Consider the following 14311-nt stretch of genomic DNA (forward strand, 5'->3'; position numbering starts at 1 on the left):
CCAGCCCCGACAATAGCGCCACCGCATGACAGCCCACCGAAGCGCCATGACCCGATCCCCCTACCGTGCCGCCACCCTGGGCGGCTCCGCCGACGAGACCGAAGCCGCCTTCTACGAAGCCCTGCAGACGGGCAACCTGGAACGCCTGATGGCGTGCTGGGCCGAGGAGGACGACATCGTCTGCGTCAACCCCGGCGGCCCGCGCCTGCTGGGCGCCGCGGCCATCCGCGCCGCCTTCAGCGCCATGTTCGAGCACGGCACCCTGCGCGCCCGGCCGGCCCAGGTGCACCGGGTGCAGGCCATGGCCAGCGCGGTGCACAGCGTGGTCGAGCACGTCGAAGTGGTGCTGGACGGCGGGGTGCGCGAGGCCATCGTGCAGTCCACCAACGTCTACCACAAGACCCCGCAGGGCTGGCGCCTGGTGGCCCACCACGCCAGCCCGGGCACCGTGCACGAAGCCCAGGCGCCGGGCCACCCGCCGCCGGTGCTGCATTGAGGCGCTGCCCGCCATGTTGTCGGCCCACGGGCTTCAAGCCTTTTAGCCCTCCAGCGCAATAAGTACTAGGGCATATTGCTATGAAATATGTAGCGCCTCGCTGGTTGCCCGGTGGCCACCTGCAGACCATCTGGCCGGCGCTGGCCTCGCGCCGGGTGCTGGCCGCGCCACCGGCCTACCGGCGCGAGCGCTGGACGGCACCGGACGGCGATTTCGTGGACGTGGACTTCCTGGCGCCGGCCCCGGGGGCCGGGACGCAGGGCGATCCCGGCCGGCCGCTGCTGGTGCTGTTCCACGGGCTGGAGGGGTCGTCGCGCAGCCACTATGCCGAGGCTTTCGCCGATGTGGCGCGCGAGCGCGGCTGGGCCTACGCCGTGCCGCATTTCCGGGGCTGCAGCGGCGAACTCAACCTGGCCCCGCGCGCCTACCACTCGGGCGACCACGAGGAGATCGCCTGGATCCTGGCGCGCCTGGCACAGCGGCAGGCCGACGGCGCCCTCGGGGCCGACGGCACGCCCGGCCCGCGCGCGCCGCTGCTGGCCGTGGGCGTGTCGCTGGGCGGCAACGCGCTGCTGCGCTGGGCCGCCGAGGCCGGCGCCAGCGCCTCGCGCAGCGCCGATGCGGTGGCGGCCGTGTGCTCGCCGCTCGACCTGGCCGCGGGCGGGGCGGCCATCGGCCGGGGCTTCAACCGGCAGGTGTACACGCGCATGTTCCTGCGCACCATGGTGCCCAAGGCGCTGGCCAAGCTGCGCCAGCACCCGGGCCTGTTCGACCGGCAGGCCCTGCTGGCCGCGCGCGACCTGTACGACTTCGACAACGTGTTCACCGCGCCGCTGCACGGCTTTCGCGACACCGACGACTACTGGCGCCGCGCCTCGGCCCAGCCGCTGCTGGGGCGCATCCGCATCCCGGCGCTGGCCGTCAATGCGCGCAACGATCCGTTCGTGCCGGCGTCCAGCCTGCCGCGCGCGGGGCAGGCCGGGCCCCACGTCACGCTGTGGCAGCCCGCGCACGGCGGGCACGTCGGCTTCGCCCAGGGGCGCCTGCCGGGCCACGTGCGCGCCATGCCGGCCGAGGTGGCCGGCTGGCTGGCGGCCCACGGGGCACCGGACTACGCAGCCGGCGAAACCCCCTCGATACCATCGCGCCATGGATGACATCGTCAAACAGGCCATCGCCAAGTGGCCCAACGTTCCCGATTGCTACGGCTGGCTGGGGCTCGACGCGCGGGGCCGCTGGTACATGCGCGACGACGCCACCCAGGCCCAGGGGCCGTTCCCGCAGGCCAAAGGCTCGCTGCTGGCGCACGGCAAGCTCATCGACTTCATCCAGCGCAACTACGAGGCCGACGCCCAGGGGCGCTGGTTCTTCCAGAATGGCCCGCAGCGCGTGTACGTGGAGCTGGAGATCACCCCGGTGGTCTGGCGCATCGAGCCGGATTTCACCCTGGTCGCCCACACCGGCCGCGCCTCCACCGCCCGCGAATGCCTGCTGGACGAGGCCGGTCGCCTGTACCTGTTCGACGGCACCGTGCTGGGGCTGGCGCACACGCTGGACATGGAAACCGCCGCGCAGGCGGTCGAGGCCGGGCAGTGGGACCCGCAGCCGGTGCAGGCGGCCGATCTGCCGGTGCGCTATGGCTACGTGCTGCAGCCCTCGGTGTTCCGGGTCTGAGCCGTTGCCGGGCCCCGGGCGGTTCTGCGCGGCGCGGCAGTGCCGGCGCACACACTTTCTCAAGGCTTTACCTGCTGGCGTTGTCCCGAGCGGCCGGGCGCTTCACTTCGGATATGACCTCGTCTTCACCGAAGATGCCTATGAAAGCCAGTCACGAGCCGGGAAGCACCCATTCGGCGATCAGCTTGATCTCCACGCTCCGTGGTTCCCAGTGGACCTGATCTACCAGTTGCACGGCTTCGATGTTCGTCTCTTGCAAGACGGTGCCGTCCTGGGTTTGGAGCTGCACAAAGCCAGGGGCGTCTGCGGAAGCGCCGGGCGACATTCGCCACGGCGAGCCGATCCGGAACACGGCCACTTGAAAGCGTTGGTCCGGACTGGTGAAGGTTTTGTAAACGCTGGAGCAACACAGCTTGCGCCCGCTGGGCGTGAACGACAGCCAGCCACAGACCCCCAGCGCCACGGCGACGAGCAAGGCCAAGAATTTGGAGCGCGATGCGCTTGGATGGGCCATGGTTCTAAGGCTTGAACAAGAACGTATTGTTCGTGGTCTGCTTGAGCACCCGCATATCGGAATAGATCAGAAAATCACCGCCTTTCCCATTGGCCGAGCGCCATTTCCTGAAATCAGAATTGCGGACGTTGAAGCCGCCATTCAAACCGGTTCGCCCGACGCTATTGGATTCGAAGTTCCAGTTTCCAAGATCCTGGTCCTCGCCCGCTGCATCATTGAAGTCATAGGAGTCCTTGACATAGATGCCTACCTCCTCGATGGTCACCAGATAATTGCCGGTCGGAACCTTCGGTGCTGGGCCTGAAGCAACTTTTTTTTCGGTCATTTCAGCCTCTACGGTTCCGGCCACCACCAGGCGGAACGTGAAGTTGCCCAATGCGGCCCTCAAGTCGTCCATGGGGCCCACTAACATGTCCAGGTTTCCGCCAATCACGCGGAATTGAATGGCTTCATTCTCCATGGACTGGAGCATCCTGGGGAGCAAGAAGCGTTGTTTGCCGCTGCCCAGTGCGTTCTTTCGTTTGAGGAGCTTCACAATCTCCCTGCGGGCAGCTTCATTCAGCCAAATGCGTTCCGAGATCAGCGTGTCGTAGACTTGGCGCGCTCGGGAAAAGCCAAGAACCCAATCCATGGTAATGATGTCTGTAGACGCTATACCATTCGAGGGGGATGAGTTTGATGGGTCTGAAAACCACTTTTCCATCAATTGGGCCCCACGCTCCCAATTGTTTGATCGCATCACTGTGGGCAGCTTTGTGATATCAAGCTTGGACATATTATTATCAAGTCATTGAAGATTAAATTGATAATAACATGGCTCTCACTGAATTTAAAAGTCAAGCAGTGATTTTTGCCTTTTGATTGAATTGATGTTTCAATGATTCCAGTTTGAAAGGGAATTTTCGATCGTTTTAACCGAAGTGAGATGTCCGCCCCGTAGAGAATTCCTGCCGGATGCAGGTTCATTTGGTTAATGCATAAAAAAGGGACAAGCAATCGCTGTCCCTTTTCTTTTGTGAAGTGCCCTGAGTAATTCTCAGGGCTTACCAAACGGGCATGGAGTTGAATGCCCCGCCTTTTGTGGTAGGTCGGGTGCCTCGTCTTACTTGGCCGCGTTGGCCATGCACTCGACCGCCGCATGGATGTCCGCGTCCGACGCCTGCGTGCCGCCGCGGGGCGGCATGGCGCCCTTGCCGGCGATGGCGATGCGGGTCATGCCGTCGATGCCGTCCTTCAGGCGCTCGGCCCAGGCGGCCTTGTCGCCAAACTTGGGCGCACCTGCGATGCCGGCGGCATGGCAGACCTGGCACGCCTGCTTGTACAGGGCTTCGCCAGCGCCGGCGGCGGCCGTCGTCGTGGGGGCGGCGGGTGCCGCGGCCGGAGCGGGTGCTGCTGCCGCGGTGGCCTGTGCAGCGGAAGCGGGCGCTGCAGCTGCCGTGGGGGCGGCAGCGGCGTCGGAAGCCCCGGCGGCGGCACCGGAGGCCCCTGCGGCTGCAGGGGCGGCGGGCTCTTCGAACTTGGCGCCGGCCGCGTTGGCCATGTAGGCCACGCCGCGCGCGATCTCGGTGTCGTTGAAATCGCCGCCGCCTTGCGGGGCCATCGCGCCCTTGCCGGCGAGGGCGGAATGCACCAGCGCCTCGAACCCGGTCTTGATGCGCGGGCCCCAGGCCGCGGCGTCACCCAGCTTGGGGGCGCCTGCCGCGCCCGTGGCATGGCAGGCGGCGCATTGGCCCTTGAAGACTTCCTCGCCGGGGCGCAGGGGGCGGTTGGCATCGCGCACTTCCACCATGCCCACCTTCTGGATGCGTTCCGCCAGCGCCCGTTCGGGGTTCGCGGCGCCATCGGCCGGCTTGGTGCCCGAGGTCACGTACATCACGAGCCCGATGATGGCAAAGATCGGGACCACAAACGAAAAGAAGACCGTCAACAGCAGTTGCTTGGGATTCTTGATGGGGCCGGTGTGCGCTTCTTCGTGGGGGGTGTCGCTCATGACGTCCTCTATGTATCGGGGGCTTGATGAAACCAGCCGCTGATTATAGGAAGGCTCCCCGGGGCCGGCCGTTAGGGAAAACGGCCGGCTTTTCCTGGCGTTTGCGCTGCATCAAGAACCGGCGGCAGGCATTGGGGTGGCGGCTGTGCGGATCGCCCTTGCGGGCGGGGGCACCACGCCGACGCATCGCAGCGGCCCTGAAAACAAAACGCCCTGCAAGGACGGTTTTCCTTGCAGGGCGCGGTGCCCGGTCTGGAGGCTAAAGCCGCACCCCAGTGCGTGCCCGAAGCCGTTTTGCGGGGGGCGCGGGATCAGGAGCCCGAGGCGCGCTCGTCCTGCGGCGTCCAGCCGCCGCCCAGCACCTTGTACAGGGTGATCTGGTTTTGCAGCTGGATGAGCCGCGTCTGCACCACGAGTTGCTCGGAGGTGAACAGCGAGCGCTGGGCATCCAGCAGATCGAGGTAGCTGGACACGCCGTTGCGGTAGCGCAGATCCGACAGCTGCAGGCGCTTGGCGTCCGCATCCGCCTGGGCGCGCTGCGCCGCCAGCTGCTCCCCGAGGGTGGCCTGGCCTGCGAGGGCGTCGGACACTTCGCGGAAGGCGGTCTGAATCGACTTCTCGTACTGCGCCACCGAGATGGAGCGTGCGGCCCGCGCCGATTCGAGCGTGGCCTGGTTGCGCCCGGCATCGAAGATCGGCAGCGCCGCCTGCGGCGCCAGCGAGAACGCCCAGGAGCCGCTCTTGAACAGGCCCGACAGCTCGTTGCTCACCGTGCCCACGCTGGCGGTCAGCGAGATGCGCGGAAAGAACGCCGCGCGCGCGGCGCCGATGTTCGCGTTGGCGGCGATCAGCTGCTGCTCGGCCTGGCGGATGTCGGGGCGCCGCGTGAGCAGGTCGGACGGCAGGCCCGCCGGAAGCGCCGGCATGGCGGGGGCGTCGGCCAGGCGCGACACCGTGGTGCCCAGGCTGTCGCGGATGTCCTGCGGCAGGGGCTGGCCCAGCAGCAGGGCCAGGGCGTTCTCGTCCTGCATGCGCTGGCGCCGCTGCTGCGCATAGGTGGCGCGGGCGGCCTGCGCCAGGCCTTCCGCCTGGCTGTTGTCCAGCTCGGAACTCACGCCGTTTTCCAGGCGCAGGCGCGTCAGCTTGACCGACTCTTCGCGCGTGCCCAGCGTGCGGCGGGAAATGTCGAGCAGTTCCTCGTCGGCCAGCAGGTTGAACCAGGCGGTGGCGACGGACGACACCAGGCTCAGCTGGGTGGACCGGCGGGCCTCCTCGGTGGCGAAATACTGCGCCAGGGCCTGCTCCTTCAAGGCGGCGATGCGCCCGAAGAAGTCGATTTCCCAGGCCGAAACCGCCAGGCCGACCTGGTAGCTGTTGGCATACGAACGCGTGGTCGTGTCGGGCTGGCGTGTCGCGTTGACGGCGGCGTTCACCGTGGGGAACTGGCCGGCGCGCTGGATCTGGAACTGCGCGCGGGCCTGCTCGATGTTGAGCGCGGCCACACGCAGGTCGCGGTTGTTTTCCAGCGCGATGGCGATCAGCGTCTGCAGGCGTGCATCGGCGAAGTATTCCTTCCAGTCGATGTCCGCGGCGGCCTTGGCCGTTTCGGCGCCGCCGGCGGCCGCGGCGTTGGGGAACGCCTGCGGCACCGGAGCGGCGGGCCGCTCGTAGGTCGGGATGAAGCTGCAGCCTGCCAGCACGGCGGCGGCAGCCACCACGCTCAGCAGGGGGCGTGCGATGCGCGCACTAGCGCGCAGGGACGATGGATGGGGCATGGGGGTCTCCAGCGGATCGGTCGTCATTCAAGGTTTTCCGTGGCATGGCGGTGCTGGACCTGCTTGGCGTCGTGCTCCTGCTGGCGCTTGCTGCCCTTGAAGAAGGTGCGCACCAGCACGAAGAACACGGGCACGAAGACCACGGCCAGCACGGTGCCGGTGATCATCCCGCCGATCACGCCGGTACCGATGGCACGCTGGCTGGCCGAGCTGGCGCCCGAGGCGATGAACAGCGGCACCACGCCCAGCGTGAATGCCAGCGAGGTCATGATGATCGGCCGGAAACGCAGGTGGGCGGCTTCGAGGGCGGCCTCCAGTGCGCTCTTGCCCTCGGCCTGCAGGTCCTTGGCGAACTCCACGATCAGGATCGCGTTCTTCGCCGACAGGCCGATGATGGTCACCAGGCCGATCTGGAAGTACACGTCGTTCGACAGCCCGCGCATCAGCGTGGCCAGCAGCACGCCGAGCACGCCCAGCGGCACCACCAGCAGCACCGACACGGGAATCGTCCAGCTTTCGTACAGCGCGGCCAGGCACAGGAACACCGCCAGCAGCGAGAAGGCGTAGAGGATCATGGCCTGGGAGCCGGCGAGCTTTTCCTCGCGGGACTGGCCCGTCCACTCGAAGCCGAAGCCGGGCGGCAGTTGGCCGGCCAGGCGCTCCATCTCGTTCATCGCATCGCCGGTGGTGAAGCCGGGACCGGCATCGCCCGCGATCTTGATGGACGGGTAGCCGTTGTAGCGCACCGTCTGCATCGCGCCCGTGATCCAGCGCGTCGTGGCGAAGGTCGACAGCGGCACCGTCTGGCCCTGGCTGTTCACGACCGGCAGGTCCAGCACCGATTCCGGGCGCATCCGCGCGGCGGCGTCGGCTTGCACCACCACGCGCTGCAGGCGGCCCTTGTTCGGGAAGTCGTTGATGTAGCTCGAACCCAGCGCGGTCGAGAGCGCCGAGCTGATGCTGTCGAAGCCGATGCCCAGGGCGTTGGCCTTGTCGCGGTCGATGTCGATCTGCATCTGCGGCGCATCTTCCATGCCGTCGGGGCGCACGCCCGCAAGGACCTTGCTCTGCCCGGCCATGCCGAGCAGCTGGTTGCGTGCCCCCAGCAGCGCTTCGTGCCCCTGGCCCGCGCGGTCCTGCAGCCGGAAGTTGAAGCCGGTGCCCGTTCCCAGTTCGGGAATGGGCGGCGGGCTCAGCGCGAAGATGAAGGCATCGCGGATGCTGGAGAGGGCGCCGAAGGCGCGGCCAGCCACGGCAGAGGCCGCGTGTTCGGCGCCGGAGCGCTCGCTCCAGTCCTTCAGGATCACGAAGGCCAGGCCCGCGTTCTGGCCCTGGCCGGAGAACGAGAAGCCCGCCACGGTCACGATGTTCTCGACCTCGGGCTGCTTGAGCATGTAGCCCTCGACCTGCTTGAGCACCTCGCTGGTCCGCGACTGCGCGGCGCCGGGCGGCAGCTGCACGTTGGTGATGATGTAGCCCTGGTCTTCGTTGGGCAGGAACGAAGTCGGCAGGCGCATGAACACCACCGCCACCGCGCCGATCAGCGCGAGGTACACGATCATCATGCGGCCGCCGCGGCGCAGCATCTTGCTCAGGCCGCTTTCATAGCCGTGCGTGGCGTTCTTGAACGAACGGTTGAACCAGCCGAAGAAGCCTTTCTTCTCGGCATGGTGCTCGGGATCGATCGGCTTGAGCAGCGTGGCGCACAGGGCCGGCGTGAGCGACAGAGCGAGGAACGCCGAGAAGGCGATCGACGTGGCCATCGTGGCCGCGAACTGGCGGTAGATGTTGCCGGTGGAGCCGGCGAAGAACGCCAGCGGCACGAACACCGAGATCAGCACCACGGTCACGCCGATCACGGCGCCCGAGATCTGGCCCATGGCCTTGCGGGTGGCCTGCAGCGGCGGCAGGCCTTCCTCGGCCATGATCCGTTCGACGTTCTCCACCACCACGATGGCATCGTCCACCACGATCCCGATCACCAGCACCATGCCGAACATGGTCAGCACGTTGATCGAAAAGCCCATGGCCATCAGCACGCCGAAGGTGCCCAGCAGCGCCACCGGCACCACGATGGTCGGGATGATGGTGTAGCGGAAGTTCTGCAGGAACAGGAACATCACGATGAACACCAGCACCACGGCTTCGATCAGCGTGTGCACCACCTTCTCGATCGAGACGGACACGAACTTGGAGGTGTCATACGGCACCACGTAGTTCACGCCCTGCGGGAAGAACTTCTTGAGCTCTTCCAGCTTGGCCTTCACCGCCTTGGCCGTGGCCAGGGCATTCGCGGACGGCGTGGGCTGCACGCCCAGGCCCACGGCGTCCTTGCCGTTCAGGCGCGCGCTGGTGTTGTAGCTCTGCGAGCCCAGCTCGATGCGGGCCACGTCCCTGAGGCGGACGGCCGAGCCGTCCGTGTTGGCGCGCAGCACGATGCGGCCGAACTCTTCGGCCGACGACAACTGGCCCTGCACCACGATGGTGGCCGCCACGGGCTGGCCCGTCTCGGCCGGCAGATCGCCCAGGTTACCGGCGGACACCTGCGCGTTCTGCGCGCGGATGGCGGCGTTGACCTGATCGAGCGACAGGTTGAAGCCCTTGAGCTTGGCCGGGTCCACCCAGATCCGCATGGCGCGTTCCGAGCCGAACTGCGTGAGCGTGCCCACGCCGGCCACGCGCTGCAGTTCGGGAACCACGTTGCGCGCCGCATAGTCGTTCAGCGCCTCGATGCTCACGTCGGGGCTTTCCGTCGTGAGCATGGCGAACATCAGGAAGTTGGAGCGCGACTGCTCCACGCGCACGCCCTGCTGGGTCACGGCGCTCGGCAGCCGCGGCGTGGCGCGCGAAAGCCGGTTCTGTACGTCCACCTGCGCGAGGTCGGCATTGGTGCCGGGCTCGAAGCTCAGCACGATGCTGCCGGTGCCGTTGGCCTGGCTGGTCGTCTCGACGTAGGCCAGGCCGCTCGCACCGTTCATCTCGCGCTCGATGACGGCCAGCACGCTGTCCTCCAGCGTCTGGGCGTTGGCGCCAGGGTAGGCCACCGACACCTGGATGGTCGGCGGCGCGACGGCGGGGTACTGCGCGATCGGCAGCCGCGTGATGGAGATGGCCCCCATCACGATGATGAAAATGGTGATCACCCACGCGAAGATGGGGCGCTCGATGAAGAACTTGGCCATGTGCCGCGCTCCTTCTTATGGCTTGGCCGGGGCGGCAGCGGAAGCGGCGGACGCGGCGGGAGCCGCCGCAGAGGCGGGCGCACCGGGCGCCGCGGCGCCAGCGCCGCCGGCCTGCCAGGCCACGGGCTGCACCACGATCGGATCGCCGGGCTTGCCGCGCGGCAGCTTCTGGAAGCCGTCCACCATGACCTTTTCGCCCGTCTGCAGTCCTTCCAGCACCACCCAGTTCGTGCCCTGGGCCGGCCCGAGCTTGATGGGGCGCGGCGTGAGGTGGTTGTCCGCGCCCACCACCATCACGGTGTCGCCCTTGGCCGAGCGGGTCACGGCCTGCTGCGGCAGCAGCACGCCGCCGGCCACCTGGGCCTGCTCCAGGCGCACGCGCACGTAGAGCCCCGGCAGCAGCTGGCGGTCGGTGTTGGGGATCTCGGCGCGCAGCGTGACTTGGCCGCTGGTCGGGTCCACCGTCAGGTCGGTGAAGAGCAGCTTGCCGGTCTGGGGATAGAGGCTGCCGTCTTCCAGCACGACGCTCACGCTGGCCGAGCCCTTGCCGGCCTGCTTGTACTTGCCGCTGGCCAGGCCCGCCTTGAGCTTGAGCGCTTCGGAGGCGGACTGCGTGAAGTTCACGTACAGCGGGTCGATCTGCTGGATGACCGCCAGCTCGGTGGCCGAGCCCTGGCCCACCAGCGCGCCTTCGGTCACCAGCGCGCGGCCGATGCGGCCGGAAATGGGGGCGGTCACGGCCGCGTAGCCCACGTTGATCTGTGCCGTGGTCACGGAGGCGCGGGCGGCGGCGAGGTTGGCCTCGGCAGTCTTTTGCGAGGCGACGGCGTTGTCGTATTCCTGCTTGCTGATCGCGTTGACGGCCACGAGCGGTTTGTAGCGCTCGGCCAGCGCGCGGGTCTGTGCCACGTTGGCATCGGCCTGCGCCACGCTCGCCCGGGCGCTTTCCAGCGAAGCCCGGTAGGGCGCGTCGTCGATGGCGAAGAGCTTTTGCCCGGCCTTCACGTCGCTGCCTTCGGTGAACAGGCGTTTTTGCAGAATGCCCGCGGCCCGTGCACGCACTTCGGCGACGCGGGAGGCCTCCAGCCGGCCGGGCAGCTCGGTCACGAGTCCCACGTCGCCGGGCGCCACGGTGACCACGCCCACCTGGGGCGGGGGAGGGGCGCCGCCACCGGCCTGGGCCGGGGCTTCGCTCTTGCCGCAGGCCACCAGGACGGTGGCGGCGACCAGGCTGAGGCAAAGGGTCACGACCCGGCGTGCGGGGGGGAGGGCGGCAGCGGAAACGCCAAGATCGTCACTGAGGCGAAGCATGAAAGTCCTTCCGGAAATGCGCTGATTGAAAAGGCCATGCAGGCACGGAGATGTCTTTGATCGGCATCAACCACGCAGATGGCCCTTGAATTCGGTGCGCGATTATACATACAAACATGAATGTATAATTGCTGCGAAGCGCTGGCGCCGCCCTTTCCACGGGGTGGGCAATGCCAGAAAAACGCGGACATCGAACACAAAAGGAGACATGCCCCATGGCCCGACGCACCAAAGAAGACGCCGTTGCGACACGCAATAGTTTGCTGGATGCGGCCGAGCAGGTCTTTTACCAGAAGGGTGTGTCGCACGCGTCGCTCAACGAGATCGCGCAGGCCGCCGGCGCCACGCGGGGCGCCATCTACTGGCATTTCAAGGACAAGGTCGATCTGTTCAACGCGATGATGGAGCGCGTCACCCTGCCGCTGGAGCGCGCCAACGGCGAATGCGAGAGCAACGAAGACATGGCGCCGCTGCAGCGTATGCGCGGCGTGATCGACCTGGTGCTGCGCAACCTGGCGCAGGACCAGCGCATGCAGCGTGTCTTCGAGATCGCTTTCTTCCGGGTGGAATACGTCGAGGAACTGGCGGGCGTGCGCGACCGGCACATCGCCGCCTGCGGCGCCTTCCGCGAGCAGCTCGCCAACGACCTGCGCCTGGCCGCCGAGAGCCAGAAGGTGCAGCTGCCCATGCCCCCGCAGATCGCGGCCATCGCCTTGCAGGCGATCTTCGAAGGGTTGCTGCAGGGCTGGATCCTGAACCGCGCCAATTTCGACCTCCCGGCGACCGGCCGTGCCTCGGTGGACGCCTACCTGCGCGGGCTGGGTCTGGAGTTGCCCCCGTTGCCGGACTGGCTGCAGGATTGCTCTTTGCGGGATGTGTGCCCGCACGCCGCGAGGGCCGTGCCATAATCGCCGACTGATCGGGCCGCAATGGCCCGCTGTGCGGCTGTAGCTCAGTGGATAGAGTATTGGCCTCCGAAGCCAAGGGTCGTGGGTTCGATCCCCGCCAGCCGCACCATCGATGATCGCCGCAGTGCCGGACAACGCACGGGGTTCTCCCTCTTTTTCCATTCCTTCCGATTCGCGTCCGGCGTTACTGCCGCATCAGCGGCGCCTGCGCAACGCATCGCGCTTTTCACGCCGTTCCAGCCACAACGACAGCGCCACGCGCGCGGCCAGCAGGGCCACGGTGGTGGCCAGGGCGCCGGTGGACAAGGGCGCTGCCGGAGCCGCTTGCATGGCGGGCGCGGGCAAAGGCGTGACGGGCGTGAGCGCCGAGTTGGCGTCGGCCCCGCCCTTGCGGGGCTCGACCGGGTCGAGCAAGGCCTCAGGGGCGGCGGCATGCGAGCCGTGCTCGGCCGCGTACACCTTGGTGAATTCCGCGCCCAGCAGGAAGATCTGCGCGGCGTAATACACCCAGATCAGCACCACCGCGATGGCGCCGGCGGCGGCATAGGTCGAGCTCAGGCCCGCCTTGCCCACATACAGGCCGATCAGCACCTTGCCCACCTCGAACAGCACGGCGGTCACCGCGGCGCCCACCCACACGTCGCGCCAGGCGATCGGCACCGAGGGCATGAACTTGAAGATCATCGCGAACAGCACGCAGCTGATGCTCATCGACAGCAGGGTGTTGATGCCCATCAGCATCAGCTCCCAGCCCGGCATCAGCGCGCCGAGCCAGGTGCCCGCCGCCGCCACCGCGGCGCTGACGGTGAGCGAGGCCATGAGCAGGAAGGCCAGGCCCAGGATCAGCCCGAACGACAGGAAGCGCGCGCGCAGCAGGCCCCAGATGCCGCTCGGCTTGGCGGGCTCCGGCACGTGCCAGATGCGGTCGAGCGCGCTCTGGATCTCGCCGAACACCGTGGTCGCGCCGATGCCCAGCAGCACCAGGCTGATGGTGCTGGCGATGATGCCTTCTGTGGGCTCGCGGGCGCTCTTGATGAGGCCCTGGATGGCGAGCGCGCCGTCGCGCCCCACCAGGCCGGAGATCTGTCCTTCGATGGTGCCGCGCACCGCGTCCTGGCCGAACACGGCACCGGCGATGGAGATCACGATGACGAGCAGCGGCGCAATGGAGAACGCGGTGTAGTAGGAGATGGCGGCCCCCATGCTGGGGCGTAGTCGTCGAGCCAGGCCTGGCAGGATTTCTTGGCGAGTCGAAAAAGGGTCGAGGCGTTCATTGCGGTTCCGGGGTCAGGCCTCTGGTGTAACCAATCGCATTGCCGCAGGCTGTAGGAGGGGGCCGGAAGCGCCCTTCGCCGGCCCCGTTCACTCTCCACGGGGAGCCCGTCCGATGCAGCGCGAGGGCGCCGTCCCACACGGGGGCGGCCGCGGGCGGTGCGGTAATCCGGTCATTCCCAGAACTTTGCGAGGTCCGTCCATGTCCCGTTCGCACCGCCAGTGTTCCGATAAAGCCAAGCCCCGGGAGATCAAGCGCCAGCGCCAGCGGGAGGCGATGTTCAAGCCGGCGGGGCGGGGCGGCGTGCCGTTCTATCCCGACCCCGAACCGCCCGTGTGGAAACCGCTGGGCTGATGCCGCGCCCGCCGTGCCAGCGCGCTACGGCGTGGCGCAGGCCCCGTCCACGAACACCCGCAACTCGCCGCTCTGGAAAGCGGTCCACCGCTCATCGCTGGTGAGCGGCGCGGTCACGACGACGGCCACGCGGTCCTGCGGCGTGGTGTGGGCGGAAAAATCGATGCGCAGGTCTTCGTCGCACAGGCGTGCCTGCGAGAAAGGGTGGCGCCGCTCGATGTAGTAGAGCTGCGTGGAGGCATGCGCCCACAGCGCCTGGCCGTTCGACAGCAGGAAGTTGAACGTGCCGTGCGGGGCGATGCGCGCGGCCAGTTCGCGCAGGGTGATGGTCAGCTCCGGAATGCTGGGCACGCCCGCGTGGGACTTGGCCAACTCCTGCATGATCCAGCAGAAGGCATGCTCGCTGTCCGTCGTGCCCACGGGGTGGAAGTGCGAATGCAGCCGTGGGCGGAAGTCCTTGAGGTCGCCGTTGTGCGCGAACACCCAGTACCGGCCCCACAACTCGCGCACGAACGGGTGGCAGTTCTGCAGCGAGACGCTGCCCTGCGTGGCCTTGCGGATGTGGGCGATGACATTGCGGCTCTGGATGGGGTAGCGGCGGATCAGCTCGGCCACGGGCGAGTCCACCGCGCGCTGGTGGTCCACGAAATGGCGCAGGCCCTTGTCTTCGAAGAACGCGATGCCCCAGCCGTCGGAATGATCCGCCGTGTTGCCGGCACGCTGCGCGAACCCCGTGAAGCTGAACGTCACGTCGGTCGGCGTGTTGGCATTCATTCCGAGCAACTGGCACATGGGCTTTGGGAGAAAAGAAGGAAAAGGACGAAGGGCGGAAGG

General features: G+C 67.5%; 13 protein-coding genes and 1 tRNA gene. 6 read left to right on the forward strand and 8 right to left on the reverse strand.

From position 1 onward, the window contains the following. Window positions 1–46: 46 nt before the first annotated feature. The 3 genes from R1Z03_RS18230 (at window position 47) to R1Z03_RS18240 (ending at window position 2170) form a co-directional block, all read left to right on the forward strand. Complete coding sequence (locus R1Z03_RS18230) at window positions 47–496, forward strand: nuclear transport factor 2 family protein (RefSeq protein ID WP_272565757.1); 450 nt, start codon at window positions 47–49, stop codon at window positions 494–496. 80 nt (window positions 497–576) lie between these two features. Further along, window positions 577–1653: an alpha/beta fold hydrolase gene (locus R1Z03_RS18235; protein WP_317353655.1), complete on the forward strand. Its 1077-nt coding sequence runs from the start codon at window positions 577–579 to the stop codon at window positions 1651–1653. Then, a complete protein-coding gene (locus R1Z03_RS18240; RefSeq protein WP_272565753.1) occupies window positions 1646–2170 on the forward strand; it encodes a DUF2946 family protein in 525 nt (174 codons plus the stop codon). Before R1Z03_RS18235 ends, R1Z03_RS18240 begins: the two co-directional genes overlap by 8 nt. Window positions 2171–2321: 151 nt before the next feature. Here R1Z03_RS18240 and R1Z03_RS18245 read toward each other — a convergent pair whose 3' ends face one another. From R1Z03_RS18245 to R1Z03_RS18270, 6 genes are all read right to left on the reverse strand, one after another. Next, window positions 2322–2684 (reverse strand): hypothetical protein, encoded by a 363-nt coding sequence (locus R1Z03_RS18245; RefSeq protein WP_317353657.1) that lies wholly within the window; start codon window positions 2682–2684, stop codon window positions 2322–2324. Between the two features lie 4 nt (window positions 2685–2688). Next, entirely contained in the window at window positions 2689–3459 is a 771-nt protein-coding gene (locus R1Z03_RS18250) for a DUF6402 family protein (RefSeq protein WP_317353660.1), read from the reverse strand. Window positions 3460–3786: 327 nt separating this feature from the next. Further along, the gene (locus tag R1Z03_RS18255) at window positions 3787–4674 is read right to left on the reverse strand and encodes a c-type cytochrome (protein WP_317353663.1); all 888 of its coding nucleotides are present in this window, start codon (window positions 4672–4674) and stop codon (window positions 3787–3789) included. 311 nt (window positions 4675–4985) lie between these two features. After that, a complete protein-coding gene (locus R1Z03_RS18260) occupies window positions 4986–6449 on the reverse strand; it encodes an efflux transporter outer membrane subunit (RefSeq protein WP_284413658.1) in 1464 nt (487 codons plus the stop codon). A gap of 23 nt (window positions 6450–6472) precedes the next feature. Further along, complete coding sequence (locus R1Z03_RS18265) at window positions 6473–9631, reverse strand: efflux RND transporter permease subunit (RefSeq protein WP_317353666.1); 3159 nt, start codon at window positions 9629–9631, stop codon at window positions 6473–6475. Window positions 9632–9646: 15 nt separating this feature from the next. Next, window positions 9647–10942: an efflux RND transporter periplasmic adaptor subunit gene (locus R1Z03_RS18270; protein WP_317353670.1), complete on the reverse strand. Its 1296-nt coding sequence runs from the start codon at window positions 10940–10942 to the stop codon at window positions 9647–9649. 215 nt (window positions 10943–11157) lie between these two features. Here R1Z03_RS18270 and R1Z03_RS18275 point away from each other — a divergent pair, with 215 nt between their 5' ends. Then, a complete protein-coding gene (locus tag R1Z03_RS18275) occupies window positions 11158–11850 on the forward strand; it encodes a TetR family transcriptional regulator (protein ID WP_284394426.1) in 693 nt (230 codons plus the stop codon). A 33-nt stretch (window positions 11851–11883) separates the two neighbouring features. Further along, window positions 11884–11959 (forward strand) — tRNA-Arg (locus tag R1Z03_RS18280). Window positions 11960–12045: 86 nt separating this feature from the next. Here R1Z03_RS18280 and R1Z03_RS18285 read toward each other — a convergent pair. Next, on the reverse strand, window positions 12046–13053 hold the full coding sequence (locus R1Z03_RS18285; RefSeq protein ID WP_317353676.1) for a YihY/virulence factor BrkB family protein: 1008 nt from the start codon (window positions 13051–13053) through the stop codon (window positions 12046–12048). Between the two features lie 271 nt (window positions 13054–13324). On the opposite strand from R1Z03_RS18285, the gene R1Z03_RS18290 reads away from it, so the two are divergent. Next, the gene (locus R1Z03_RS18290) at window positions 13325–13477 is read left to right on the forward strand and encodes a hypothetical protein (RefSeq protein WP_272565744.1); all 153 of its coding nucleotides are present in this window, start codon (window positions 13325–13327) and stop codon (window positions 13475–13477) included. Window positions 13478–13501: 24 nt separating this feature from the next. On the opposite strand, the gene R1Z03_RS18295 is transcribed toward R1Z03_RS18290, so the two are convergent. After that, a complete protein-coding gene (locus R1Z03_RS18295) occupies window positions 13502–14269 on the reverse strand; it encodes a class II glutamine amidotransferase (protein ID WP_317353679.1) in 768 nt (255 codons plus the stop codon). Between the last annotated feature and the right edge of the window lie 42 nt (window positions 14270–14311).

This window comes from Acidovorax sp. BLS4, assembly GCF_032929295.1.
GTDB lineage: Bacteria > Pseudomonadota > Gammaproteobacteria > Burkholderiales > Burkholderiaceae_C > Paracidovorax.

Excerpts from the sequence above, each read along its gene's own strand:
- R1Z03_RS18230 (WP_272565757.1), top strand. The coding sequence starts at position 47 with ATGACCCGATCCCCCTACCGTGCCGCCACCCTGGGCGGCTCCGCCGAC.
- R1Z03_RS18235 (WP_317353655.1), top strand. The coding sequence starts at position 577 with ATGAAATATGTAGCGCCTCGCTGGTTGCCCGGTGGCCACCTGCAGACC.
- R1Z03_RS18240 (WP_272565753.1), top strand. The coding sequence starts at position 1,646 with ATGGATGACATCGTCAAACAGGCCATCGCCAAGTGGCCCAACGTTCCC.
- R1Z03_RS18245 (WP_317353657.1), bottom strand. The coding sequence starts at position 2,684 with ATGGCCCATCCAAGCGCATCGCGCTCCAAATTCTTGGCCTTGCTCGTC.
- R1Z03_RS18250 (WP_317353660.1), bottom strand. The coding sequence starts at position 3,459 with ATGTCCAAGCTTGATATCACAAAGCTGCCCACAGTGATGCGATCAAAC.
- R1Z03_RS18255 (WP_317353663.1), bottom strand. The coding sequence starts at position 4,674 with ATGAGCGACACCCCCCACGAAGAAGCGCACACCGGCCCCATCAAGAAT.
- R1Z03_RS18260 (WP_284413658.1), bottom strand. The coding sequence starts at position 6,449 with ATGCCCCATCCATCGTCCCTGCGCGCTAGTGCGCGCATCGCACGCCCC.
- R1Z03_RS18265 (WP_317353666.1), bottom strand. The coding sequence starts at position 9,631 with ATGGCCAAGTTCTTCATCGAGCGCCCCATCTTCGCGTGGGTGATCACC.
- R1Z03_RS18270 (WP_317353670.1), bottom strand. The coding sequence starts at position 10,942 with ATGCTTCGCCTCAGTGACGATCTTGGCGTTTCCGCTGCCGCCCTCCCC.
- R1Z03_RS18275 (WP_284394426.1), top strand. The coding sequence starts at position 11,158 with ATGGCCCGACGCACCAAAGAAGACGCCGTTGCGACACGCAATAGTTTG.
- R1Z03_RS18285 (WP_317353676.1), bottom strand. The coding sequence starts at position 13,053 with ATGGGGGCCGCCATCTCCTACTACACCGCGTTCTCCATTGCGCCGCTG.
- R1Z03_RS18290 (WP_272565744.1), top strand. The coding sequence starts at position 13,325 with ATGTCCCGTTCGCACCGCCAGTGTTCCGATAAAGCCAAGCCCCGGGAG.
- R1Z03_RS18295 (WP_317353679.1), bottom strand. The coding sequence starts at position 14,269 with ATGTGCCAGTTGCTCGGAATGAATGCCAACACGCCGACCGACGTGACG.